The organism is Vibrio tubiashii ATCC 19109 (genome assembly GCF_000772105.1).
In the GTDB taxonomy this organism is placed as follows: domain Bacteria; phylum Pseudomonadota; class Gammaproteobacteria; order Enterobacterales; family Vibrionaceae; genus Vibrio; species Vibrio tubiashii.
The window spans coordinates 1,821,475-1,847,163 of sequence record NZ_CP009354.1 but is presented as its reverse complement, the minus strand read 5'-3'; the positions used below and the strand labels follow the sequence as shown (position 1 = coordinate 1,847,163).

The 25,689-nt window shown below is 45.2% G+C and carries 22 protein-coding genes; 14 read left to right on the top strand and 8 right to left on the bottom strand.

Features of this window, described 5'->3' with window-relative positions:
- Positions 1-24: 24 nt before the first annotated feature.
- The 6 genes from IX91_RS08350 (at position 25) to IX91_RS08325 (ending at position 6,705) form a co-directional block, all read left to right on the top strand.
- The gene (locus IX91_RS08350) at positions 25-675 is read left to right on the top strand and encodes a winged helix-turn-helix domain-containing protein (protein ID WP_004743961.1); all 651 of its coding nucleotides are present in this window, start codon (positions 25-27) and stop codon (positions 673-675) included.
- Complete coding sequence (locus IX91_RS08345) at positions 668-1,117, top strand: hypothetical protein (RefSeq protein WP_004743962.1); 450 nt, start codon at positions 668-670, stop codon at positions 1,115-1,117. The genes IX91_RS08350 and IX91_RS08345 overlap by 8 nt, the downstream gene beginning before the upstream one ends.
- A 199-nt stretch (positions 1,118-1,316) precedes the next feature.
- Entirely contained in the window at positions 1,317-2,507 is a 1,191-nt protein-coding gene (locus tag IX91_RS08340; RefSeq protein ID WP_004749275.1) for an efflux RND transporter periplasmic adaptor subunit, read from the top strand.
- Positions 2,494-5,562, top strand: a complete 3,069-nt coding sequence (locus tag IX91_RS08335; RefSeq protein ID WP_004749274.1) for an efflux RND transporter permease subunit — start codon at positions 2,494-2,496, stop codon at positions 5,560-5,562. The genes IX91_RS08340 and IX91_RS08335 overlap by 14 nt, the downstream gene beginning before the upstream one ends.
- 5 nt (positions 5,563-5,567) lie before the next feature.
- The gene (locus IX91_RS08330; RefSeq protein ID WP_004748772.1) at positions 5,568-6,260 is read left to right on the top strand and encodes a winged helix-turn-helix domain-containing protein; all 693 of its coding nucleotides are present in this window, start codon (positions 5,568-5,570) and stop codon (positions 6,258-6,260) included.
- Positions 6,253-6,705 (top strand): hypothetical protein, encoded by a 453-nt coding sequence (locus IX91_RS08325; protein ID WP_004748771.1) that lies wholly within the window; start codon positions 6,253-6,255, stop codon positions 6,703-6,705. The genes IX91_RS08330 and IX91_RS08325 overlap by 8 nt, the downstream gene beginning before the upstream one ends.
- A 61-nt stretch (positions 6,706-6,766) precedes the next feature.
- Here IX91_RS08325 and IX91_RS08320 read toward each other — a convergent pair whose 3' ends face one another.
- The 5 genes from IX91_RS08320 to IX91_RS08300 form a co-directional block, all read right to left on the bottom strand.
- The gene (locus IX91_RS08320) at positions 6,767-7,534 is read right to left on the bottom strand and encodes a DUF481 domain-containing protein (RefSeq protein WP_004748770.1); all 768 of its coding nucleotides are present in this window, start codon (positions 7,532-7,534) and stop codon (positions 6,767-6,769) included.
- Positions 7,535-7,683: 149 nt separating this feature from the next.
- The gene (locus IX91_RS08315; RefSeq protein WP_004748769.1) at positions 7,684-9,024 is read right to left on the bottom strand and encodes an ATP-binding protein; all 1,341 of its coding nucleotides are present in this window, start codon (positions 9,022-9,024) and stop codon (positions 7,684-7,686) included.
- Complete coding sequence (locus tag IX91_RS08310; RefSeq protein WP_004748768.1) at positions 9,014-9,673, bottom strand: response regulator transcription factor; 660 nt, start codon at positions 9,671-9,673, stop codon at positions 9,014-9,016. The genes IX91_RS08315 and IX91_RS08310 overlap by 11 nt, the downstream gene beginning before the upstream one ends.
- A 13-nt stretch (positions 9,674-9,686) precedes the next feature.
- The gene (locus IX91_RS08305; protein ID WP_004748767.1) at positions 9,687-10,085 is read right to left on the bottom strand and encodes a PepSY domain-containing protein; all 399 of its coding nucleotides are present in this window, start codon (positions 10,083-10,085) and stop codon (positions 9,687-9,689) included.
- 70 nt (positions 10,086-10,155) lie between these two features.
- On the bottom strand, positions 10,156-11,895 hold the full coding sequence (locus tag IX91_RS08300; protein WP_004748766.1) for a DEAD/DEAH box helicase: 1,740 nt from the start codon (positions 11,893-11,895) through the stop codon (positions 10,156-10,158).
- 73 nt (positions 11,896-11,968) lie between these two features.
- On the opposite strand from IX91_RS08300, the gene rsuA reads away from it, so the two are divergent.
- The 3 genes from rsuA (at position 11,969) to IX91_RS08285 (ending at position 14,905) form a co-directional block, all read left to right on the top strand.
- Entirely contained in the window at positions 11,969-12,670 is a 702-nt protein-coding gene (rsuA, locus tag IX91_RS08295; protein ID WP_004748765.1) for a 16S rRNA pseudouridine(516) synthase RsuA, read from the top strand.
- A 370-nt stretch (positions 12,671-13,040) separates the two neighbouring features.
- A complete protein-coding gene (locus IX91_RS08290) occupies positions 13,041-14,246 on the top strand; it encodes a Bcr/CflA family multidrug efflux MFS transporter (RefSeq protein ID WP_004748764.1) in 1,206 nt (401 codons plus the stop codon).
- On the top strand, positions 14,246-14,905 hold the full coding sequence (locus IX91_RS08285) for a DUF2913 family protein (RefSeq protein WP_004748763.1): 660 nt from the start codon (positions 14,246-14,248) through the stop codon (positions 14,903-14,905). Before IX91_RS08290 ends, IX91_RS08285 begins: the two co-directional genes overlap by 1 nt.
- A gap of 34 nt (positions 14,906-14,939) precedes the next feature.
- On the opposite strand, the gene IX91_RS08280 is transcribed toward IX91_RS08285, so the two are convergent.
- On the bottom strand, positions 14,940-16,373 hold the full coding sequence (locus IX91_RS08280; RefSeq protein ID WP_004748762.1) for a DUF2867 domain-containing protein: 1,434 nt from the start codon (positions 16,371-16,373) through the stop codon (positions 14,940-14,942).
- 102 nt (positions 16,374-16,475) lie between these two features.
- Here IX91_RS08280 and IX91_RS08275 point away from each other — a divergent pair, with 102 nt between their 5' ends.
- The 5 genes from IX91_RS08275 to nhaA all read left to right on the top strand — a co-directional run bounded on the left by IX91_RS08275 (position 16,476) and on the right by nhaA (position 23,645).
- On the top strand, positions 16,476-17,852 hold the full coding sequence (locus IX91_RS08275; RefSeq protein ID WP_004748761.1) for an MATE family efflux transporter: 1,377 nt from the start codon (positions 16,476-16,478) through the stop codon (positions 17,850-17,852).
- A gap of 123 nt (positions 17,853-17,975) precedes the next feature.
- Positions 17,976-18,647 carry an ABC transporter ATP-binding protein gene (locus tag IX91_RS08270; RefSeq protein WP_004748760.1) on the top strand — a complete coding sequence of 224 codons (672 nt, stop codon included), beginning with the start codon at positions 17,976-17,978 and terminating at the stop codon, positions 18,645-18,647.
- Positions 18,628-21,081, top strand: a complete 2,454-nt coding sequence (locus IX91_RS08265) for an ABC transporter permease (RefSeq protein WP_004748759.1) — start codon at positions 18,628-18,630, stop codon at positions 21,079-21,081. The genes IX91_RS08270 and IX91_RS08265 overlap by 20 nt, the downstream gene beginning before the upstream one ends.
- Positions 21,082-22,203, top strand: coding sequence for a lipocalin-like domain-containing protein (locus IX91_RS08260; protein WP_004749273.1), 1,122 nt, complete (start codon positions 21,082-21,084; stop codon positions 22,201-22,203).
- Positions 22,204-22,460: 257 nt separating this feature from the next.
- Entirely contained in the window at positions 22,461-23,645 is a 1,185-nt protein-coding gene (gene nhaA / locus IX91_RS08255; protein ID WP_004743549.1) for a Na+/H+ antiporter NhaA, read from the top strand.
- A gap of 76 nt (positions 23,646-23,721) precedes the next feature.
- On the opposite strand, the gene IX91_RS08250 is transcribed toward nhaA, so the two are convergent.
- Entirely contained in the window at positions 23,722-24,303 is a 582-nt protein-coding gene (locus IX91_RS08250; RefSeq protein ID WP_408068352.1) for an OmpA family protein, read from the bottom strand.
- Positions 24,304-24,337: 34 nt separating this feature from the next.
- Positions 24,338-25,651 (bottom strand): TolC family outer membrane protein, encoded by a 1,314-nt coding sequence (locus IX91_RS08245; RefSeq protein ID WP_004743547.1) that lies wholly within the window; start codon positions 25,649-25,651, stop codon positions 24,338-24,340.
- Positions 25,652-25,689: the final 38 nt, after the last annotated feature.

Here is a 25,689-nt window from a genome sequence, read left to right as displayed (position 1 = left end):
TATAAAGAATTCAGATTATTACCTATGTTGTTGATAAACAATAAATACATTCTTAACGCTTTAACAGGGACGTTAGAAGAGCGACACAGTGGTATCAAAGTTGCGCTTGGCAGCAACGAAGTTGCTCTGTTGCAGTTTATGATTGAGCACCCTCATAAGCCACTCTCAAAGGCTCAGCTTCTCGATGAAGTCTGGTACAAGAAAGGCGTGGTGGTAGAAGAAAGCAGCTTACTCCATGCGGTATCGACTTGTCGTAAAGCACTAGAAGACCGCGGTGGTGAAATCATTACCACAGTCCGCGGTGTCGGCTATCAGTTTAATGGCCATGTAGAAAGCTACCAACCGCAAGAAATCGATTCTCCGATTATTACTCGAGAGTCGAGCCCCAGCGAACCAAAGCAGCTTAAACGCAATAATACGGCTTACCTCATTGCCTTTACACTTAGTGCAGCAGTCGGTTTTACGGCTTATAGTTGGTTGAGCACACCATGGGTAGAGGCTGATTATCAAGAGAGCCGATATGTTGGCTGCGTTATCCCTCAATCTGGTAGTGACAAGTCACTAGTGATGAACAACGTTCGCGCTTTTACTTCTGAAAACCAAACTATCTTGGTCGATCAAGAGGGGAATTCAATCAGCTTTATTCCTTCTGAAGTGGAGGTGGATTGTGAATAAGAAAATTCTAGCGGGTAGTATTGCTTCGGGGTTAATTATTGGCGTGTTGGCTGGCGTAGTAAACTCGCCCACTATCGCTCAAGCGTTGCAAAGTGATACCAGTCTACTGGTTAAATCGGATGACAATACCCACATCATTAAGATGAAGTCGGCAATCAATCTCAAACGTTCTGGTCAGTACGAGATGTTCTTTTTGACGGAGGGAGATGTCGGCTTTAACTCGGCGGGAGAATACCACTTTACCCGCTATGGGCTTTCACTAATGCCAACCACATCTGAACAAGTCCTGCCTTCTTCGCAAAACGTCTCTCTGTTGGAAACGATGTTTTCACAGCGTGGTATGCATTCGTTAGAAGAGCTTAAAATGATCCCCTATTCGCAGGAACAGATGATTTTGGTGGCTCCTAGGTACTCATACTTGTTTTCAAAGCGCGCTGAATAACGTCATTAATCACTTTTAAATCGCCGTAGTACTTTGCAAGTTACTGCGGCTTTTTTGTATTTAAATCCTTTAAAAACAATAACTTGATATTTATTAAGGTTCGTTAAGGATTAATCATTCTCTGGCTGACAAAACGATAACTTTGTCAGAAAAATCTTAGGTATAACAAGCGACAACTTCCATCAATCAGAGTCGCACTATGAAAAATACTAAGACTTTATCCCTGTCTATTTTCTGTATTGGAACCACTATTATCGGTTCAACTGCTTTTGCAGAGACTATGGAAAGTGTCCCTGTTACCGTTGAGATCGCGAAACAGCAAATGACCGCTTCAACTATTGAAGAAGTCGGTAAGCTGAAAGCGACAGACTCCGCAGCATTAACATTTAGTGCTGGTGAAAAATTAAAGCAACTCAATTTCAATGACGGCGATGTTGTTAAGAAAGGGGAGCTCATTGCTCAACTTGATGACTCGCAAGCGAAAGCTGAATTAGACAAAGCAGAAAGCTCGTTGGCGCTCGCTGAATCAAAACTTGCTCGTGTATTAGCTTTATTAAAGAAACAACCAGACTCCATGTCAGCTCAAGATGTTGAAGAGCTAAAGCAGCAAGCAAGTTTGGCAAAAGCGGATTTCAGTCAAAAGAAAACTGACCTACAAAATTACCAACTTGTTGCACCATTTGACGGGCAACTCACTAACTTTACCCATTCAGTTGGCAGCCGCGTTGAAGCTGCGACAGCTTTGGTTAGCCTTATCAAGCTTGATCCAGTTGAAGTGCACTACTCAATTTCTCAGGCAGAAGTCGGCAAAGCGCAACTTGGTCAGCAAGTGTCGGTAAAAGTGGATGCTTATGGTGAAACAGAGTTTACCGGTACAGTCGATTATATTGCTCCATTAGTTGACGAGAACTCAGGTCGAGTCGAGGTCCATGCGCACTTAGATAACAGTGATAACAAACTGGTACCAGGAATGTTCGCTAAGGTTTCGCAAAGTGTCGGAGACACGTCAGATGATGTCGTGGTCTCTCAAACTGCAGTGGATACGTCAGGTGATCAGCGATTTGTTTGGGTAATCGAAAACAACAAAGCAACCAAGCGTTCAGTTGAGTTAGGGCAAAACACCAATGACGGCTACGTTGTGATCGTGTCTGGATTAAATGCTGGAGAGCGTGTTGTTGTCACTGGTCGTCAAAACCTACATCAAGATGTTCAAGTGGCTATTCAGCAAACCAAGTCTCCCGTAACTTTGCCAGCGAGAACCCTACCGGCTCAGCCTGAGAAGAAAGAACAGCCGGTAAAGCCAGTTGCTGAAACGCCTAACAAAGAAGCAAGCAAAATCGCCGAGCCTAAAGCGGACAAGTCGACGGAGGTAACGAATGAAGCTGCCTGAAATATGTATCAAGCACCCGGTACTTGCTTCGGTGCTAAGTATCGCGATTGTGTTACTTGGTATCGTCTCTTACCAGAAACTGGCTATTCAGTACTTTCCTGAGCGTCAAACGGCCTCTGCCACGGTGAGTGCTTCAATCACAGGAGCGAGCGCTGAGTTCATGTCGCAAAACGTAGCGGAAGAACTCATTACTGCCGTTACGGGGTTAGACAAAATCAAAACGATGACAACCGACTGTCAGGAGGGGAGTTGTTCATTAAAGATTCAATTCGAAGACGGCATTAGTGACGTTGAATACGCGAGTTTGATGAACAACCTGCGTAGCAAGGTAGATGGAATCTCTGATTTTCCGCCTGCTATGACAGACAAACCAACGGTTACCGATGACTCATCTGATACTTCAATGCCAAGTAACATCATTACGTTTGTTAACAATGGCTCGATGGACAAACAAGAGATGTTTGACTTCATCAATCAGCAAATCTCGCCACAGTTCAAAAATGTTCTAGGCGTTGGCGGAGTTTGGGGGCCTTATGGTGGTTCGAGCCGCGCAATTCGAGTGTGGTTGCAGCCTGAGCGCATGGCGGCACTGAATGTCAGTGCATCCGATGTGGTTGGAACACTAAGCACCTATAACGCAACTTTTACTGCTGGTACGATTAAAGGCGAAGTGCGTGACTTCTCCATTAACCCAGTCAACCAAGTCACTACCATTGAAGATGTTCGCGACCTTGTACTGCGCGTTGATAATGGCAAAATCATTCGTGTTAGCGACATTGCTGATATCCAAATGGGTGAAGAAAGCCTAGAGCCAAGTATGCTTAATGTCGATGGCGATATGGCGATGTCTCTGCAAGTATTACCGCTTAAGACTGAAAACCCAGTGACAGTAGCGAACCGCGTTAAAGCGGCGATGGAAACGATGCAGATACCGGAAGGTATCGAGATGAAGATGGTCTACAATCAGGCCGACTTTATCGAAGAAGCGATTGATCAAGGTTTTATGACTTTAGTTGAGGCCATTGTATTGGTTTCCGCAATTGTTGTGCTCTTTCTTGGCTCGCTGCGTGTGGCGGCGATTCCCCTGATTACCATTCCTGTATGTGTGATTGGTGTGTTTGCAGTCATGGCAATGCTTGGTTTCAGCATTAATGTATTAACCATTCTCGCGATCATCCTTGCGATCGGGTTAGTTGTCGACGATGCGATAGTCGTTGTAGAAAACTGTTACCGTCACATTGAAGAGGGATTATCCCCGTTTCAAGCAGCGCTGAAGAGCTGTAAAGAGATCGTATTCCCAGTTATCGCAATGACGTTAACACTCGCGGTTGTATATCTTCCAATTGGTTTAATGTCTGGCTTAACTGCAGACCTGTTCAGGCAGTTTGCTTATACGCTTGCTGCATCTGTGATTATCTCAGGCTTTGTTGCGCTGACTCTATCTCCGATGATGAGCGCGTACATGCTTAAATCAGTGACAACGTCACCAAAGTGGTTCCAGTGGGTTGAAACCAAGTTAGATGCGATGACTGAAAAGTACATGCTGTATCTCAATGCTTGGTTCAAACGTCCGCGTATGGTGCTGGGTGGAACGGCTGCTCTAATTGTTTTATCGGGTGTTGCAGTATGGTTTATGCCAAAGGTTCTTTTGCCGACGGAAGATACAGGCTTTATTGAAGTCTCGTCTCATGGTCCTGCGGGCGCAGGTCGTCTCTATGATCTGGAAAATGCGGAACAGATAAACAATGTGTTCAAAGACAGTGATGCGATTGAAGCAAACCTAGCTTATATCGAGTCTGCACCAACTAACCATGTTCTACTTAAATCTTGGGAAGAACGTGACCAAAGTGCTGATGAGATTATTCAAGAGATGATGGTTAAAGCGGGTGAAACAGTTTCAGCCTATTCAACTTCATTCTCTGTACGTTCTGCGGATAACTTAGATGTAGCAAGCAATCTCGTTCTTGAACTGACTACAGTTAACCGTGACCTAGAGGCGTTATCTGATACCGCAGAAAAAGTAGTAGAGCTGTTAGAAAGCTATGAAGGGCTTTCGAATGTTGACAACTCGACACACCGAGATCAGCTACGTTTTGATCTCTCCATTGATCGCAATGCAATTGTGCTGTCAGGAGTAGACTACGGCAATGTCACTAGCGCTATTTCTACATTCCTTGGTTCTGTAAAAGCAGCAGATTTGCAGGCAGAAGATGGCTTTACATACCCAATTCAGGTGCAGGTAAACCGTCAGGCATTAGGTGATTTCAAAGTTCTAGATAAGCTGTACGTAAGCTCTGACTCGGGCCAAAGGTTGCCATTGTCTCAGTTTGTTTCGATTGAGCCAGTGACTGCTGAGTCAAACATTAAGACTTATGGTGGTAAGGATGCAGCAGAAATTACAGCTGATCTAATGCCAGGTTTCAGTGCAAGTGATATTCAGGCTTACATAGATGCCGAGTTACCAAAACTGCTGAAAGTGGGCCAAAACTACGAATACAACGGTGTGGTTAAAGAGCTCAATGAATCTGAAGCAGGAATGCAGATCCTATTTGGCTTGGCACTGGTGTTCATCTTCTTGATTCTGGCTGCGCAGTTTGAAAGCTTTGTCGATCCGCTAATCATCTTAATTACCGTACCGCTATGTTTGGTTGGTGCAGTACTGACATTAAGTGTGTTTGGTCATAGCTTAAACCTGTATTCAAAGATTGGATTGTTGACCTTGGTAGGTCTAGTCACTAAGCACGGTATTTTGATTGTCGAGTTTGCCAACATTAAGCGTAAAGAGGGCTACAGTGCGATGACATCGGCTCTTATGAGTGCGAAATCTCGCTTACGTCCAATTCTAATGACTTCACTAACGATGATTATTGGTTCATTGCCACTTGCATTGGCGGATGGCCCGGGTTCATTAGGACGTACCAACATTGGCTTAGTCTTGGTTGGTGGCTTAACGGTGGGTACTTTCTTCTCGTTATTCATTGTGCCTATGGCGTATGTTGCGTTCGCTAAAGTGACTGAAAAATCGAAATGCTTTGAGCTAGCTACAGAGGGGTAAAGACGATGCTGCTAATCAACGGAACTCACATACTTGACGACACTGGCGGCTATATTCAAAGCCTTAAGAGCCAGATCCGTCACCCAATTGGTATCAATGAGATTTCATTGTTGACCTACATGTTCTCTCATAAAGGAAAAGTATTAAGTAAACATGAGCTTATGGAAGAAGTATGGCATAAACGTGGCATTGTCGTGGAGAGCAGCAGTTTGCTGCACTCCATATCCAGTTGTCGTCGCGGCTTAGAAGATCGCTCTGGTGAAATCATCCGCACAGAGCGTGGCGTGGGCTATGAATTTATCGGTACGGTTAAAAAGATAACATGCCTCTCTGAAGTTAAAGTTTCTCAGAATGAACCATTGGCAACCGAACAGAAGAAAACACCGCAGACTGATAGGCAACGCAAGCTTTCCCCACCAAAAGTGGGTTCGTCAATCAGCTATAAAGCCGCCTCGGTGTTTGCTGCTGCGATTGTGATTGGCTTCTTTGGGACGATGCTAGCTAAAGAGCTACTGATCTCTAGCCAGTATGTTGCTAAAACTTATAACCAGTGTTGGTATGAGCCAACAACCAATGGCGAAAGAATCTATTACCAGAATCCAACGGTGTATCAGTTTGATGAGCTTAGCTTAATGCTTGATGAGCAAGGTCGTTCCGTCAGTTTCAGCAACCAAAGTGGGGTAGTGAATTGTGAATAAAGAAATTATCCTTGGCGCAGCGATATTGGGGTTAGGCGTTGGAGTCGGTATTGCCTTTAATACTGGTGATCAGCCAAACAGGCACTTTACGAGTAGTACCGTAGCGCACATCCATATTGAAGAACCATCTACTGTCTTTTCAACCTCTTTACCAATGCGGCTTGAACTGACTTTAAACGAAAATAATACTTATGGCGTGTTTGCGATGTTACCGCAAAGCCAAGTAGGTTTTTCAGGTAAAGGGCAATACAGCATGGATTCGGACGGAATATTGTTCATGCATGATACGCACACACCACTTGACCTAGAAGGGGCTAAAGGTGGGGTGATTGAACAACTGTTTGTTAGACCGGGTTCGTTTGATGGCCTAATGAACCTTATCGATATTGGTGATAAAGGCTCAATATTAGTTGGCAAGAAAGTGGCTTTACATTTGGAGTCATAAACATAGTTAAGAGAGAGCAGCGCCCTAGTGGCGCTGTTTTTGTATAGGGCTTAAGTCAGCGTTAAAAATCATAGCTCAAGCTCATCGTACTGTAGATTTCATCCGGTGATTGGTCTTCTGCAACGGTTGTGTTGTAGATGTACTCAACGTCGAATACTAAAGACAGGTTTGCCATTAAGGTATTCTTGATGTATGCCTTAGTGTTGTAATGGGTGTTTTCTTCACCGTGTGCCACGTCAAAGGTCGCGCCCATTGAAAGCCTCTCCGAGAAAACAATAGAGCTATCGAGGGTAGAAGAAGCAATCACTTCATAATTCATTTGGTCTGGGTATTCAGAATCGAACGGCTGTCTTTGCGTGATTCGATAACCCGGACCAAGAGAGATGGAGGTTTTTACGATGTCATTGTTAACCAAATAGACACCAATACCGGTCATTAATATCCACTGCTTACGGTAAGTACCATACAAGTCATTTTCAAATCGGCCAGCACCGCGTACGAAGGTTTTCTCTGCAAAGTCATAGGTTGATCCCGCATTGACCGTATAGCGATTTGCCCCATCATCGGCATTGTCGGCGTCAGTATAGTAGCTTTCAAATGACGCCTTATGTAGCCAAGACTCTTGTTGATAATTGAGGTACAAAGCTGAATTTACAGAAAGAGAAGAGCTGGTGTTTTCTGTATAGATAAAGCCAAGTTTGGTTTGCGCGGTGAAAGGCGACTCTTCAACGTCAGAGCTTTCCTCGTCTTGTGCAAAAGAAAGAGAGGGTAACAGCAGCAGGCTTAAAATCGATGACAAGGCTGATAAGGTAAAAGGGGCGTTTTTCATTTGTTAACAGAGCTGACATGGTTTTTATTCGTCAGTCTATTATCGAATTCGATAACCTTAGTCAGTACTGAATCACTCTAAATCATTCTCAACAACTAAAAAGCGACGCAGATTGCGTCGCTTTCATTGTGGTCTGACTCAAGATTGGCTTAGTTCGATGTATTAAACGCAAGGACGGCTTTTAATCCACCCATCGAACTTCTTGAGAGCGCAAGCTTACCGCGATAACTGTGTGCCATTTCGTTAACGATATTCAGTCCAAGGCCAGTTCCTGGCGTAGTTTCGTCTAATCTTACACCACGCTTAAGAGCTTGCTGAATATCGTCATCGTCAATGCCAGGGCCGTCATCTTCGATAATGATCTCAATGGTGCCCGGCTCATTTTCCGCTGAGTGGACACGAATAATGTTGCAAGACCACTTGTAGGCATTCTCTAGCAAGTTACCCACCATTTCGTCTAGATCGGTTGGATCGACGGCAACTTCGATGTCTGAGTCGAGCTCATTAATCAAAGCGACACCTCGTTCGGCGTATACTTTGTCAAACGCCATCGAAATCGCATCTACGCGCTCAGCAGGATTAGCTCGAACAGAGAGAATATTTTTAGAGCCAGCCATTCGCGCACGACCTAAGTGATAATCAATTTGGCTTTGGATTTGATAAACCGGAGGCAAGAGATAATCTCGTGTTTCCTTGTCGAGCGAACCAATTTCATTTCTTAACACCGACAAAGGGGTTTTTAGCGCGTGAGAAAGGTTGCCTGCATGATGGCGAGCGCGTTCAAGCAATTCTTGGTAATGGAAAACCAGAGCATTGAGATCGGAAACGACCGGAGCCACCTCTTTTGGGTACTCTTCATCTAGGCCTGTTTTATCTCCGGAACGAAGCTGGTTCAACTCTTTTTGCATCTTGTTGAGTGGACTAAGCGACCACTGAACTTGCAACATGATCACAGCCAAGACGCCGAAGTAGAGTAGAGCGAGAATAATCCATAACTGACTCATTAAATCGCGCACTGTGTCCTCGATGGGTTGCTCATCAATGCCAATGAGAACTTCAATTGGCCCATCGTAATCAGGGTAATAGAGCTTGGTTTTTATGTAGATGAGCTTCTCGTCGCGAGCGCCAACATATTCTTTACCGTTCTTTTTGCTTTCAATACGTTGATCCCACAAAGAGCGTGAGCGAAGCAAGTCTGTCTCCGTTTTTGCTGACCAATATAACCCACTGTACGGGCGGTTAAAGCGGGGATCGGAAAGGTTGGACGCCAGGGTGATGTTGCCAGATTCATCAGCTTCTATCGATGCGGAAATCTCGTCCATATAGATGGATAGCTGAGACTTTGCGTCGTCAGCCATATAGTTGAAGACTTGGTTAGGAACACTCACGCCAACCGCTATTACCATAGCCGTTAGCCAAACTACAGCCGCTAGAACTAAGCGGCTTTTTAAACTCAGTCTTTTAAGCAGTGAGCGTTTGTTATTCGGCATTAAGCTGGTACCCCAAGCCTCTCACTGTTTTGATGACTTTTGGTGCAATTTTCTTGCGAATTCGACCGATAAATACTTCGATAGTGTTTGAATCACGGTCAAAATCCTGTTTGTAAATATGCTCGACTAATTCTGTGCGCGAAATGACCTTCTCGGGGTTATGCATAAAGTAAGCGACAACCTTGTATTCTAAGGCTGTCAAACTAATCGCTTGCCCTTGCCACATCACTTTTGAAGTGCGGGTATCGAGACTTAAATTACCGACCTGCATAACGGGAGAAGCGTTACCAGAAGCGCGGCGAAGTTGAGCTCGGATACGGGCAATTAACTCGACCATTTCAAATGGCTTGGTTAGGTAGTCGTCTGCGCCTGCGTTTAAGCCTTCTACGCGTTGAGTTAACGTGTCACGAGCGCTAAGGATCACGACCGGCGTGTTAATGTTCTCGTCTCGAATGCCTTTAAGTACCGTTAGGCCATCGAGTTTAGGCAGACCAAGATCAAGCACGATCGCGTCCCACTCTTCTGAAGTCGCTCGGTACAGAGCATCGATACCGTCTTGAGACAGTTCAGGAACCCAACCGGTTTGTTCCAGAATGTCGACAATTTGTTCACCTAGACGCGGTTCATCTTCCACTACAAGAATTTTCATAAGCTTTAATCTTCTATTTTTTTAGTGCTTCTTTAATGTTTCTGCCTTTAATTTGCAGCATTTCAAGGGTTTCGGCGTTGTATTCAACTTTGATGATATTGTTATTGTGGTTCAATTTGAGTTCATAGATCCAAATATCATCGTCTTCTTCGAGCTCGACATGAATGATCCGACCGTTTAAGTCACGTTCGACCGCTGCAAACATTTCAGAAAATGGGCGAACATAGCCCTTTTGTACTGCGTCGTAGACCTCATCTTGGTCTTCTTCGAATTCAATTCGCGCGCCAGGCTTATGCACGTCTTGTACTAGCGCGTGTCCATCCTCGTCATGGTGCTTCTTAGCCAGTGTTGGAAATGAAACAAAGACGCACGCCAATATGGCTGTCAGACTTACTAACGGACGCTTCAACATAATCTTACCTTCTTGAAATTACTGTGAGTCAGTATACGTGTTGATAGATGAACACCAAATGAATTAGCACTTAGTTAGTTAACTCGTCAGCAAAAATCTTATCTCGCATTTTCCAGAATCGTCCGGATTTTCTTGCAATAACAAATTGAGGTGGGCGGAATCGGTGTTGATTGTTCACCACTTTAGTCGGTGAAGCGTCTTCAAAAGGCCTATGTTTGTCTGCAAGGTGAGGGCGAACAAACTGATCCTTGAAGCGCTGTTTCTGATTCTTCGTCGTCAATGACCAGAATTCACTCACTTGAGCCTGATTATCTCCAATATAAGAGACTTTTAAGCTGCTTTTTCCTTTGTCATCTTTGTGAACGCTTAAAGCCATTTCTAGGCACTCAAAGACAAGAGCATCTTTAAGGTTTAACGCCTCCTTAAGCTTCTTGTCTGGGTCAACTAAAGTGGCATCGCATTCATGGCAGATTCTCGCAGCGATATCGTTGTCGGCTCCGCACTCTCCACAATACTTAGCTCTGAATCGGTAATCGCAGTGTTCACGTTCGCCAGTCTCATCATCTTCAAAGAACCCTTGGCACTTGCGGCCAAAATGTTCGATTAGAAAACCGTTACTGTCTAGCTTGCCCCAGAAGTTGTTATTGAAGCCGCAAGCAGGGCAGGGAATGGTGATGATTTCGCTATCCGAATCGGGTTTGGCATCACCCACTTCAGGTTGATAGAGATCGTAGCTATTGCCCGCGTAATCCAGAACTAAACATTCCTCTTTTCCGGGAGAAAGACGCAATCCACGCCCAACAATTTGCTGATAAAGGCTAATCGATTCGGTCGGACGTAAAATAGCAATTAGATCAACGTGCGGCGCGTCAAAGCCCGTCGTCAGCACTGACACGTTGACTAAGTATTTAATTTTACGCTCTTTAAAGTCTTGAATGATGGCATCACGTTCAGGTGTTGGCGTATCGCCGATAACGATGGCTGTTTGTCCTTCCGGTAGCAGCCCAAAAATTTCTTGAGCATGGCGGACAGTCGCAGCAAAAATCATAATACCTTGCTTACCTGTAGACATATGAATGATTTGCTCGACGATTTGCGGTGTTGCACGTTTCGCTTTATCAATCACCATATCCATTTCTGACTCTTTATAGCGACCAGTATTTGCGGGCTTGAGCTGAGAAAAGTCATAGCTCAGTACGGGCGCATCCATCATGCGCGCTGGAGTGAGAAACTTTTCATCCAATAAGTAGCGTATAGGTAGCTCAAATATACAGTCGCGGAAAAAGCGCGGTTCCTCACTGCGAACTAGTCCGCGTGTGTGGTATTGGTAAATCCAGCCCATGCCTAAACGGTAAGGGGTGGCAGTGAGCCCAAGCACCTTTATGCCTGCATTTTGCTCGCGCAAATGGTTGATGACTTTTTGATAGCTGGTGTTCTTGTCGTCGGGTACGCGGTGACATTCATCGATGACCAAAAGTGAAAATTGGTTTTTAAACTGATCGAGGTTGCGCACGACAGATTGCACTGAAGCAAAAACGACTTGCTGGTCGGTTTCTTTACGACCCAAACCCGCTGAAAATATCGAGCCTTTGAGTCCGTATCCTTCGTATTTTTGATGGTTTTGCTCGACGAGTTCCTTTACATGAGCAAGCACCAATACACGCCCTTTGGCCAAGCGAGCGAGCTCAGCGATGACTAAGCTTTTACCTGCGCCTGTGGGAAGTACCAACACAGCAGGTGACGAGTGTTTTCGAAAGTAATGAATGACCGCTTTGACGGAGTCAGCCTGATAGGGACGGAGTGTATACATAAAATGTGTGAAATAGCTCAACTATTTAGTCTAGTCGCACTATAATACCCCACCTAGCAAAGATGAGGTATTCATGCGTTTAGATAAATATCTATGTGATGCACTTGGGGCAACACGTAAAGAAGCAACAAAAATCATTAAAAGTGGTGAAGTCACCGTCAATGACGTAGTGCAGAAAAGTGGCGCAACTAAGGTGACTGAAGAGTGCACGGTAGAATGGCAAGGCCGAGAAATTCAAAAGCCGGGCCCTCGCTACATCATGCTTTTTAAGCCAGATGGTTTTGTTTGTTCGCATGAAGATGGTTTCAACCAGACGGCATTTATGTTGTTAGATGAAGTCAAAATGGAAGACTTGCACTTTGCTGGTCGCCTTGATGTTGATACTACTGGTCTTGTTTTGATTACTGATGATGGCCAATGGTCGCACCGAATCACTTCGCCTAAACACAAGTGTGAGAAAACTTACCGAGTGTGGCTGGTTGATCCACTCCAAGCGGATTATGCAGTGAAGTTTGCCGAAGGTATTCAATTAAGAAATGAGAAAGGCTTGACCCTGCCTGCGAAGTTAGAAGTGGTAGATGAAGACGAGAAAGAGGTGTTACTGACCATCACCGAAGGTAAGTACCACCAAGTGAAGCGTATGTTTGCTGCACTTGGCAATAAAGTTGAGCATCTTCACCGTGAGCGCATTGGTGAAATCGAGCTATGCGAAACCTTAGAACCGGGTGAATACCGCTATTTAACTCAAGAAGAAATTGACTCTGTTTGGAATTAATTCTTTATTGAGGAAATACTTTATTTCCATCTAGGAACTAGTCTTTTAGACAGAATTGATTGAATATAGATCGATTCACTTTAGGTCTGTTAACCGCATAAGGTCAACAGTCCATAACACTTTATACCAATCTGGATAAATAGGTGTTCAGATAATTGCGCAGGAAAAATTGCTTAGAGCAAGGCATAGATTGCAGCTAGCTAGTTGACCTACCTACACCACTCTTTGAAAACATAGCTATAACGCAGCTATCAGCGATTTTAACCAGCAAGAATGACCAGATATTTGTTCTGATTGGTATCGGTGTTCATTTATTCTGTTTGGTTGCAGCACGGAAGCTGCATCTGATTCGCAACCGAGTAGGAGATTTATGTCTGAGAGAACCTTAGATCAAACCAAGGCCCCACAAATCAGTTTTCTGTTATTCCTTGTTTTGGGTGCCATTGGTGCATTAACCCCGTTAGCGATTGATATGTATTTGCCTGCGATGCCAACGATCGCCAGAGATCTTGGTGTTGCTGAAGGGGCGGTGCAAATTACGTTAACTGCTTATACCGCTGGATTTGCGTTAGGTCAGTTGATTCATGGACCATTAGCCGATAGTTATGGTCGTCGTCCGGTTTTAATTCTGGGCGTGCTCTTCTTTGGTCTGGCAGCTGTAGTGAGTGCCACAACAACCGGTATTGAAGCGTTAACTTGGGTCCGAACGGCGCAAGGCTTTGCAGGCGCTGCTGCTGCGGTGATTATTCAAGCCGTTGTTCGAGACATGTTTGACCGCGAAGACTTTGCCCGTGCGATGTCGTTCGTCACATTAGTCATTACCATTGCACCACTTATCGCCCCTATGATTGGTGGATACGTTGCGGTGTGGTTTGGCTGGCGTGCGATTTTCTGGATTCTGGCAGCATTCTCTGTCGTCGTTATTTGCTTAGTGCTGTGGAAGATTCCAGAAACGTTAAGTGCTGAGAACAAGCAGCCATTTCGAATTCGTAATACGTTACGTAATTATCTCAAATTGGCGAAAAACCCAGTGGCGATGGGGCTGATTTTTTCTGGAGCATTTTCGTTTGCCGGGATGTTTGCCTTTTTAACTGCGGGTTCCTTTGTCTACATTGATATTTATGGTGTGAGGCCTGAGCAGTTCGGTTATCTGTTCGGTTTGAACATTGTCGCGATGATCATAATGACAAGCATCAACGGGCGACTGGTTAAAAAGCTCGGCTCACATACCATGTTGCGCTTTGGACTGATTGTTCAACTCATTGCGGGTATTGGTTTATTTGTTACTTGGCTGTTAGATGCGGGCCTATGGGGAACGGTCATTTTTGTTGTGATGTTTATTGGCACATTATCGACAATTGGTAGTAACTCCATGGGACTGTTGTTAAGTGGCTACCCAACGATGGCGGGAACGGCGTCTTCGTTGGCAGGAACTCTGCGCTTTGGTACAGGTTCAGTTATTGGTGCTGTCGTGGCAATGATGCCAGGCGGTGTAACATGGCCGATGATTACAGTGATGAGTGCATGTTCAGTCATCTCTGCGGCTTGTTATTGGATATTTGGAAGAAAGGCGTAATGTCTGAATATACGGTAGAAATACAAAAATTAGTGAATAAGGCTCTAGAAGAGATTACCAATGAGCACAAAGCTGGAAAACTCACTAATGGGCCAACAGCAAACAACCTTTATTTGGTTCGTTGGATTACTAAAGCCATTAAATCACAACAGTTTCCACGTGTTGTGGCGGACGATTTAATCCGTTGGCAGAAGACGGGTCGCTCAAAGGGCAACAATGCGGGCTTAATGCAGACGTTTCAGCGAATTTCCAAGTTCTATGCTCAGTTTTTCCCTCAAGACCAAGAAGATCGCATTCTTAAAGATCATGAGATCAATAATTTCATCGACATGATGGAAGAGCAGGGCTGGGAAGTTACAACCTCGGAAGAACTGGTCGGTTGCGGCAAAGTACAAATCTTTACTGAGGGGCCAAACTCTCTTGCCATGTGTACCGAGCAGTGCGAAAGCAGCTTTGATGGTGAAGATATGATCAAACCGATGAGTTGGTTTGTACGCGGTCACCATGCTGATTTTGTCGAGAAAGCCTCTGCGGCTGGCTTTATGGTTCACAAGGTAACGGACTATAAATCCAACGTGAAATATCACGGTGAATACTTAGTCTTTCCAGCCAACCGAGGTGACCGATTAGCTGAGATTCCACTCAGTTTAACGGTGTAAATTACCTGAGAAAATTAATCGACAAGAGCTTCTATTATGGAAGCTCTTTTGCTTTTTTAACGATGGCTTTGACCATACCTTTAAAGATGAAAAGGTGGGCTGGCATCATCGCAAACCAGTACAAAAGACCTCTGAAGCCTTGCGGGTGCCACCACGCGGTGACTGTTAGCTTTCTTTTCTCTCCTAAATCCTCAATCAAAAACTCTAATCGGCCTAAACCGGGGCCCTTCATACCAAACAGCAATGAGATGAATTGATTTTGTTCACAGCGAATCACTTTCCATGAATCGATATGGTCTCCAACCTGTAATTCAGGTCCGGGAGGCGAACGTCTAATCGGTTTTCCGCCACCAAAGAAGATATCGAGCCACTCACGGGTACGCCAAAGGATGTTGGCAAAGAAGTAACCCTCTTTTCTACTGCCGATCTGCTTAACGAGTTTCCATAATTGAGTAGACGAAAGCTCGGTTTCTATTTCGGCGCCAGTCTGTTTTGGGTAATAACCATAACCCGGCTGCCAGCGCGAGAGAGCCGCAGGGTCAAAGCCCCAAACATTACTTCGTACAAATTTTCCTTCTTGCTCGATACTGTTCGCAACCATTTCATTGAATGAGACAAGGGGTTGGGGGTATTTGCTATTGATTGCTTGGCTATCAGCGATGAAGTCATGCTCTAGTCCCGACAGTAACGCCGCTCCAATACTTGAGGGAACGGAAGTCACTACGCCAAGCCATTGAGAAGCCATCTTAGGTGTGAGTAGGGAAGTAGGCCAAATGGAGATAGGCTTATTGATTGTATTCGCGATGACTTTAAACTGTTGGCGATAACTGAGCGTATCTGGCCCGCCCACTTCATAGAGCTGATGCTGTGTCGGTGATTCTTCGGCAACAGATAATAAATAGTGATTGAGGTTTTCTAGTGCGATTGGGTTTGCCTTAGACTCAACCCACTTTGGTGTAATGAGAATCGGCATGTTGTAAACAAAGTCACGCATGATCTCAAACGCCGCAGAACCCGGGCCGATGATTACTCCGGCTCGAAGCTCAGTGATCGGCACGCCTGACTTGCGAATAATATCTCCTGTCATTCGGCGTGCTTTGAGGTGGCTAGAGTCCCCAGTTTGCGGTTGAATCGCACTTAGGTAAATCACATGCTTAACGGCGCTCTGGGTTAGGGCATTGTTAAAATTCTCGGCTAATGAAATTTCGTAGTTTAAGAAATCGTGCCCATGCGCCATGCCGTGGACCAGAAAATAGATTAGGTCGAAATGAGGGATTAACTCTTTAGTCGCAGCCTCGTCTGCAAGGTCGAGATAGCGTAGCGTTAGGTTTGGATGAGGCTCAACACGGGCTTTAAGGTAGTCTATTTGCCTAGCGGCCGCAGTAACATGATAGCCGCGATCACATAGCTGAGATAGGAGTTGTGAACCTACGTATCCAGAGGCACCCAAAACCAGCACATTTTTCATCCCTAACCCCTGTGGTTTTTATGGTTTCATATTCCGACTGATCATATAATAGTCGACTCATTTTTTCTCTCTTTTCATACTGTTGCATTTTGAGGTGCGCGATTGATAACTCTTTCCCAAGTTTTAACCCATACCCGTGGCGATTTTATTAGACGCTTGATCGCGATTGCTTTGCCAATCACTTTACAAAGTATCATGTTTTCGAGCCGAAGCTTGGTCGATGTTTTGATGTTGGGTCAGCTTGGCGAAGCTGAAATTGCGGCGGTTGGAGTTGCGGCTCGCGCTACTTTTGTCACCACCATTATGTTGGTCGGGGTCACAACAGGTGGTGCTCTGCTTACCGCTCAGTATTGGGGAGCGAGTGATCGCAAAGGGGTTAGGGAGAGTACCGCGCTGACTTGGTTGGTATGTATGGTTTTTGCCGCGATTACCGCTTTGCTGTTTATTTTGTTTCCAACGCAGGTGATGGGCTTAGCAACCAACGATCCGGAAGTTATTCAGTTAGGTGCTGAATACTTAGTGATCACCTCAGTAAGTATGTTTGCAGTAGCTTGCGTTGCGAGTATGGCAGTAGGCCTGAGAGCGATGCACAAACCGGGTCTTAGTACCTTTTTCAGCGGCATCGGAATTCTCTCCAACATCTTTCTTAACTGGGTATTCATTTTTGGTAAGTTGGGTGTCCCAGCCATGGGCATTAAAGGAGCGGCAATTGCGACGGTGTTAAGTGGTGCAATAGAAGTCGCTACTTTATTTGGCTACTTGTATGCCAAAAAACATTTACTTGCCTTTAGCGCTAACGACCTTCGCAATGTGCTTGAATTGACTCGTGTCATCAAGTTTTTGAAGTTATCGCTCCCAACCACATTTAACTTTCTTGCTTGGGCAGGTGGCTTATTCGCTTACCATGCCATTATGGGACAATCAGGCGTACAAGGCTTAGCTGCATTGTCAGTGATGTCACCGGTGGAGTCGATTGCGCTGGCTCTGTTGATTGGGATGTCAAACGCCGCCGCAGTACTCGTCGGCAACCAAATCGGGGCAAAGAAATACGATGAAGTATACTATCAAGCGATTGGGGTAACGATACTTAGCGTCCTTGTCGGTGTTGTCGTAGCTGTTGTGCTTTATCTGGTTCAAGGTTTGGTTTTAGATGCGTTTAGCGCACTTACACCAGAAACACGAGCCCTGTCCGAGAAGTTCATGCTAGTGATGAGCGTCGGGATTATTCTCCGCTCCCTTCCTATGATGACTATTGTAGGTGTGCTTCGAGCGGGTGGCGACGTTAAGTTCTGTTTATATCAAGACCTTGTCGCGCAGTGGTTGATTGGTATTCCTTTAGCCGCTTTCGCTGCGATTGGTCTCGGATGGAAACCGGAATGGATCTATTTGCTGTTTTTGACTGAAGAGGTCATCAAATGGTTCGCGTCTCTCTATCGCATGCAGACACGCAAATGGATTCGGAATTTGATCGAAAATTAGACTTTGAACGTAAGTTTATAGTGTTTCGATGCATATCTTGTGATCTAGTATCCAAAATACTTTCTTGATTCGACGATTTAGTGTAGATTCACATTCCTATTTTTAAGGTTTTCGAGAGTATAGATGTTACAACTAACAGACCTATGTAAGGGCTATGTAGATGGTGGTGAGTTTCACCCCGTTTTACAAGGTGCTGAGTTGTCATTAAAGCAAGGAGAACAGATAGCTTTAATGGGTGAGAGTGGCTCTGGAAAGAGTACTTTACTTAACTTGATTGCCGGCTTAGATACCGTAGATTCTGGTGAGGTTGCTTTCCCTAAGTTCTCAATGCATGAAGTCGCGGAAACCAAACGAACTGCCTATCGTCGAAACAATATTGGTCTTATCTTTCAGCAGTTTAACCTTCTTCCTACCCTAAATATTGCCGACAACATTCGCTTTTGTCGGCAGCTCAAAGGTCTACCTGAAGATTCTGGGCTTTGGCGACAAATTCTCTCTGCACTTGATTTGATGCCTCTATTGGGGCGCTATCCAGAAGAGGTGTCTGGTGGTCAGCAGCAAAGGGCAGCCATTGCTCGTGCGCTTTATATGGAACCTAAGATCTTGTTGGCAGACGAACCAACAGGTAGCTTAGATGAACGCAACGCCGAAGCGGTGATGCGTCTTCTGACTACATTGACCAAACAGCTCGATTGTACCCTGCTTTTAGTAACGCACAGTGAACGTGTTGCTGAACATATGGAAGGGAAGATAAGGCTACAAGGAGGACAGCTTCATGTTATGGCCCGTAGTTAAAGCGCTACTTGGTCATTACAGACGTTATCCTTTTCAAATCATCCTAGTTTGGCTTGGTCTAACTTTAGGTGTTTCTCTTCTTGTTGGTGTTAGCTCAATCAACAGCCATGCCCGTCAGAGCTATGAACATGGCGAAAAGCTATTCTCTAATCCTCTTCCTTACCGAATTCGTCCCAAGCACGCAGCAAACAAGATCCCTCAAGGCTTTTATATTCAACTTCGCCGTGATGGGTTCCACCAGTGTGCGCCATTTGAAAGCCTACGCATAAGGACGGCAAACGGAACCGACTTAATGTTGGTTGGAATCGACCCGGTTGCGATGATCGAGTTTGAATCCGGCTCTTTGCTCGATGATATATCTTCTCTTGCGCTAATGAAGCCGCCATATCCTGTGCTTGTTAGTGCAGATCTCGCACTGCATATGAAATGGAATAATGGCGACTTTATTCGGCTAAACGATGGCAGCGCTCTGGGGCCTATTAGTATTGATACCGAAAGGCGATTGAACGGTACGCGTATTGTTGCTGATATGTCTTTACTTAGGATGATCGAACGTAGCTCTGGAATCTCGGTGATCGCTTGTGCGGATATGCCCGAAGAGAAGATCGCTAAACTCAAATCTGTTCTGCCTAATGGTATGGTGCTCACTCGAAGCTCTCGCGCTGAACTTGAGTCATTGACCGAAGCGTTCCATTTGAACTTGAGTGCGATGGGGATGCTAGCATTTCTAGTTGGGCTATTTATCTTCTATCAAGCCATGTCGATGACCTTGACTCAACGTCAGCCTCTGGTTGGGAATTTAAGACAGATGGGGGTGTCGGGTTGGCAGTTAGCTCAGGCGTTGCTACTCGAACTCTTTGCCTTAGTTTTTGTCGGTTGGCTATGTGGCAACATCTTAGGTATGTTACTGGCTAATCAGCTTATTCCAACGGTATCTGCAAGCTTAGGCGATTTGTATGATACCAATATTGGATTGTCGATCGCATGGGACTGGCGCTCTAGCCTATACAGCTTTTATCTTTCGTTAGCCGGAGCAATAGTGGCTTGTGCTTGGCCTTTGGTTCGCTTGCTACGGTCTCAACCAAGTCGATTGACGACTCGATTATCTCTGGTTCGATTTGCTGGTGCTGAATTTACTATTCAGGCGCTTATTGCTTGTGCGTGTTGTGTTGCAGCGATTGCTCTTTACCAAGCTCCGCAAACTCAAGAGACAGGTTTTGCAATTATTGCGTTAATGCTGCTAAGTGTCGCGCTCTTTACGCCTTATATTATCTGGAAAGTGTTTGAAAGCTTGTCGTACACTTTGCGTTGGGTGAAGGTACGTTGGTTCTTTGCTGACGCAGCGGCGAGCATGAGTTACCGTGGTGTAGCGACGATGGCGTTTATGTTGGCAATGGCTGCCAATATTGGCGTAGAGACTATGGTCGGCAGTTTTCGAGATACAACGGATAAATGGTTAACCCAACGACTAGCGGCGGATTTATACATTTATCCAAACAATAGTGCAGCGGCACGCATGAGCACTTGGCTGACCAAACAGCCGGAAGTGGACTCAGTCTGGTGGCGTTGGGAAAAAGATATCTCAACCGATAAAGGTGCGTTGCAAGTTGTCAGCACTGGTGCATCAGAAGGGGAACTTGACGCACTAACAGTTAAATTGGGTATCCCTAATTATTGGTATCATTTGCATCATTCAAAAGGAGTGATGATCAGTGAGTCTATGGCCCTTAAGCTTGGCATTCGCCCCGGCGATTATATCGACTTAACTGGTAAACTTGGCTCTGGTTGGCAAGTCGTCGGCGTTTATTACGACTATGGCAATCCGTACAATCAAGTACTGCTATCACATCGCAACTGGCTTTATGCCTTTGCCGGGAGCGGTTCTGTTGCCCTCGGTGCTGTTTTAAATGATGGTGTGAACCCTATTGGCCTCAAACGGCGACTAGAAACCATCTTCAGGCTCGATGCTGAACGGATTTTTGATAACAGCCACATTCACAGTCAGGCAATGAGAGTCTTTGATCGCACCTTCTCGATTGCGGACACCCTAGGTAACATTACGCTTGTGATTGCCGTGTTTGGTATTTTCTTTGCCACTGTCGCTGGTGAGGTCTCGCGTCAAAAGCATATCTCTTTGTTGCGCTGCCTAGGTATGTCTGGAAGAGAGTTGATTTTGATGGGCAGTTTGCAGCTGTTCGTATTTGGTGCGATAGCGATTCTCATAGCCATGCCTTTGGGATTAGCCCTGGCCAACCTGGTGGTTGATATCGTCATAAAACAATCTTTTGGTTGGACTTTAGAGGTTCAGTTTATTCCGACGGAGTATCTACATTCTGGTGCTTTAGCCATGCTTTCATTGATGGTTGCGGGCGCTATTCCAGTGTTAAGAATGGTGCGCAATACGCCGATGAAATCACTAAGAGATTCGTTATAGATGAGCAGTAGAAGTAAGAGAATACTTGGGGTTTTTGCTATTACGCTCATCTTAAGTGCGTTTGCTTTGGTAGCACTGTATGAACACAGCGCAAGTAACAATATTGCCGTTAGAACGAATGAGGTAAGTTCTGTTCTAGTGTCTAAACCGACTCAGGTGTTTGAGCCTGTTCTACCGGATAACCCTGTTGTTATTCCTCGAGATTTTGCCTTCCACAATGAATACCAACATGGCTGGTGGCACTTCTTTGCTAATGTTGAGGATCAATACGGCGAAAAATATGGTGTTCAGTGGAGCTACTTCAGAATAGCCTCTAATGATAGCAACATGTCGGGTTGGTTGAGCCCTCAGCTGTTTATATCTCATGTTGTTGTCTCTAATAAAGACAAAGTGTGGCGAGAGCAACGTGTCGCTCGTGGCGGAATTGGTCAGGCAGGAATGACGTCTAAACCATTTCGTCTTTGGATAGACAACTGGTTCTGGCGCTCACTAGGTCGTACGCCATTTCCAGGATTGTTGGACGCGCAGACAGACACGTTTAAAGTACGTTTCAAGACGACTACACGTGGTCCATTTGTTATTCCTCGTGAGCGTGGTTATGTGGTTAAACATGATCTACTGCCAATCGCATCCCATAACTTAACAGCCCCGTTTCTAGCCGTTGAAGGCCAGTTAGAGCTCGCACCTGATAAGGTGATTGATGTTAAGGGTACGGGTTGGATGAGCAAAGAGTGGGGCAGTGGGCTACTTGCTGAAGATCAACAAGGTTGGGACTGGTTTGTCTTCCACTTGGATGATGAAACAACACTCTCAATAAACCGTTACCGCCATGACAGTCAATTGCCTTATGTGTTTGGTACTCTAGCGACCAACGATGGGAAAGTCGTTACTTTATACAATGAAGATATCGAAGTGTTGCCGCTGAAAGAAGAAGTACTAGCAAATGGTAAAATCATTCCAATGAGTTGGATGATCAATATTCCTCACTTGTCGATCAGTCTCGAAACTCAAGCTATGAACAACAACTTATGGTTGCCGTTTGTGCTGCCATATTGGGAAGGACCAATAACAACCTCAGGCAGTCATAACGCACAAGGTTTTATGCAACTGACTGGGTATTGAGTTAAAGAGGCGTTGAGCTCTGTGATATAAAAGCCACTTCTTATCTGATGAGAAGTGGCTTTTTGTATTTTATGTGGAATTTCCGATACTTTGCCTATAATGAAACAGAGAAATGAGGTGAACTTATAAAAGTTTGCATCGGAAAAACCGAAGGATATAATCTAAACAATCGATTTTTCCTGATGTAGCCAACTCTATAAACTCAACTGTATTCATTGTTAATCGCTTATTAACATAATAAATATAAGGACAATATCATGAGTGATATTATTCGCGATTTTTTCAAATTAGAGTCTGCCGGAGGCATTCTACTAGTTATTGCTGCTGCAATCGCTATGACAATCGCAAACACCTCTCTTAACGATGCGTACCAAGGGTTTTTACACACTTATGTGTTTGGTATGTCGGTTTCACACTGGATCAACGATGGTTTGATGGCAGTCTTCTTCTTATTGATTGGTCTTGAAGTTAAGCGTGAGTTACTAGAAGGCGCTCTAAAATCAAAAGAAACCGCTATCTTCCCTGCCATTGCTGCTGTAGGTGGTATGGTTGCGCCGGCGTTGGTTTACTTGATGTTCAACTATGGTGACGCGCAAGCGGTTCAAGGTTGGGCAATTCCTGCTGCAACTGACATTGCTTTTGCATTGGGTATCATGGCGCTTCTTGGTAAGCGCGTACCTGTTAGCCTGAAAGTGTTCTTACTTGCTCTGGCGATTATTGATGACCTAGGTGTTGTTGTGATTATCGCGTTGTTCTACACAGGTGATTTATCTACTACCGCATTGGCAGTTGGCTTTGCAATGACCGCGGCACTGTTTATGCTCAACGCTAAGAAGGTGACCAAACTCACTCCATATATAATAGTTGGTGCTATCTTGTGGTTTGCGGTATTGAAGTCCGGTGTTCACGCAACACTAGCAGGCGTGGTGATCGGCTTTGCGATTCCTTTGAAAGGCAATAAAGGCGAGCATTCACCACTTAAGCATATGGAGCACGCACTTCACCCGTACGTTGCGTTTGGTATTCTTCCACTGTTCGCATTCGCTAACGCAGGTATTTCGTTAGAAGGCGTATCGATGGACGGTTTGACTTCAATGCTGCCACTTGGTATCGCGCTTGGTCTACTGGTTGGTAAGCCGCTTGGTATCTACTCATTTAGTTGGATTGCGGTGAAATCAGGTGTGGCTAAGCTGCCTGAAGGTATTACTTTCCGCCATATCTTCGCAGTCTCGGTGCTATGTGGTATTGGCTTTACGATGTCGATCTTTATCTCGTCGCTTGCCTTTGGCCCAGTGAACGCAGAATTTGATACCTACGCCCGATTGGGTATCTTGATGGGCTCGACCACAGCTGCTCTGTTAGGTTACTTCCTGCTGCACATCTCGCTGCCAAAGAAGAGCGTAAGTGTTGAGAGTAACGCACAGGTCAAATCTCAGCACTAAAGACCAAATAGGTTAGAAGAAAAAGCGCCCAATTTAATTGGGCGCTTTTGTTTTTGTGGGGTGGTGCAGTATCTCGTTACTTCTCAATAACTGAGAAGATTGTCCATTCTTCGACTACCTCTTCTTTCAAACCGACGACAGTGGCTGTGACGCGTCGGTTTAGTGCATGGGAAGTTTCATCTACCCCTTCGGACTCCAAGCGGGTGTCACCATAACCGACGATGGTTACTCGCTTAGGATCTATCTCGTAAGACAAAAGCTCATCTTCTACGGCATGTGCTCTTTTCTTTGACAGCTCTAGATTGTATTCGGCCGTGCCGACCTTACTGGCATAACCTTGAATTTGAATTGAGGCTGACTTATAGCGCTCTAAAAACTCAGCCATTGTTTGAATCTGATCTGAGAAAATAGGGTTTATTTCATAAGAGTCATTGGCAAATAAGATACGAAGTTGGCGTTCCTCCTCTTCAAACAGGGCCGCACCACAGCCATCGTTGTCCACTTGTGCGCCAGATGGTGTGCCGGGGCAGATATCTCGCGCATTGACAACACCATCTCTATCGTCATCAGTGAGATCTGATATTTGGTTCGCCACAGGAGTGTTGATGTAATCGTACTCGTCTTCGGCAATCACTGCGCTAATGGGGATGAAAGCCATAAGGGTAAATGGGATAAACTGTTTAACTTTCATATTAATACTCCACTCGCTCAGTCCACTCTTCAGGTGTGTCTACTAGCAAAGCGTCAAGCAGATTGCCGGTTGCGTTCATTACGCGATACTTAGCGTATTGTTCAGCGTAATGAGCATCTAAATAATCCTTTCTCGCTTCGAATAGCTCATTCTCTGTATTAAGTAAATCAAGTAAGGTTCGTTGACCAATGCGGTACTGTTTCTCGTAAGCAATGACGGTTTCAGACGCTGAGTCTACGTGGTCTGCCAAAAAGTTCTTTTGTTGCAATGTTAAATCCAATGCACTCCAAGATAGTCGAAGGCTTTCTTCAACTTGACGAAAAGCATTGTCACGCAGATCTTTGGCTTGGTTGAGCTGGTAAGCCGCTCTTTCAGACAGATCGCTGTCTGAACCACCGTTATATAGGTTGTATCGCATGCGAAGCATAGCTAAGGTTTCGTCACTACTGCCTCGGTCGCCACCAGCGTCATCACGCCACGTTTGACTCGCTTCGATGGAAAATGTTGGGTAGTAATTACCTTTAGATTGTTTGTACTGAAAGCGTGCGGAATCAACATCGACTTGAGAGACCTTGATTACGGGGTGCTTTTCATAAGCCTCGACGAGCGCATCTTGTAAAGAAAGGGGCAGCTTAGTTTCATCCGCTCTTGGATAGATTAATCCCAGTGGCTGTTGCCCGACTAAACGCGTGAACTGCGTATGGGTATCAACAAGATTGTTTTGAGCTGCAAGGAGATTCCCGTGAGCTTTCGCTATACGAGCTTCTACTTGCGATACATCTGCAGTAGAGCCTATTCCTGAGTCAGCACGGCGCTGAATATCGCGGTAAATCTCTTTGTGAACGGCTAGGTTACTTTCCGAAAGCGCGAGTATCTCAGTTGCTTTTACAGCATCAAGGTAAACTTGAGTGACACGAAGCGCGAGATCTGAGGCGTCTGATAAAAGTTGGAATCGAACGGATTCGGCATCAGCCGCGGTTCTGTCCATATCGTTAAGAGTGGCATTACCGTCCCATAAGAGTTGGGTAAGGCTAAGGGTTGCTTCTTTTCTAGTTAGATCAGAATCACTTCTCCCGGTCGATTCTGCTGGATTTATACCTTCATATCCAATACCTGCATCTAGGTCCAAGCTAGGCAGATAAGCTCCGCCTGCAGCGTCGGCCTGTTTAACTGCACTTTTAAACTCGTTGAAGGTGCTCTTTAGTTCTGGGTTGGTAGCGAGTGTAATTGCGACTGCCTGCTCCAATGTTTGCGAGGAAGCAGTGAAGCTCGCAAGAACCACACAACTAGCGATAAGTGACTTTTTCAGGTTCAAGGGAGCCTCCTTAATGTCTGCTAAGTCGATAATCCATT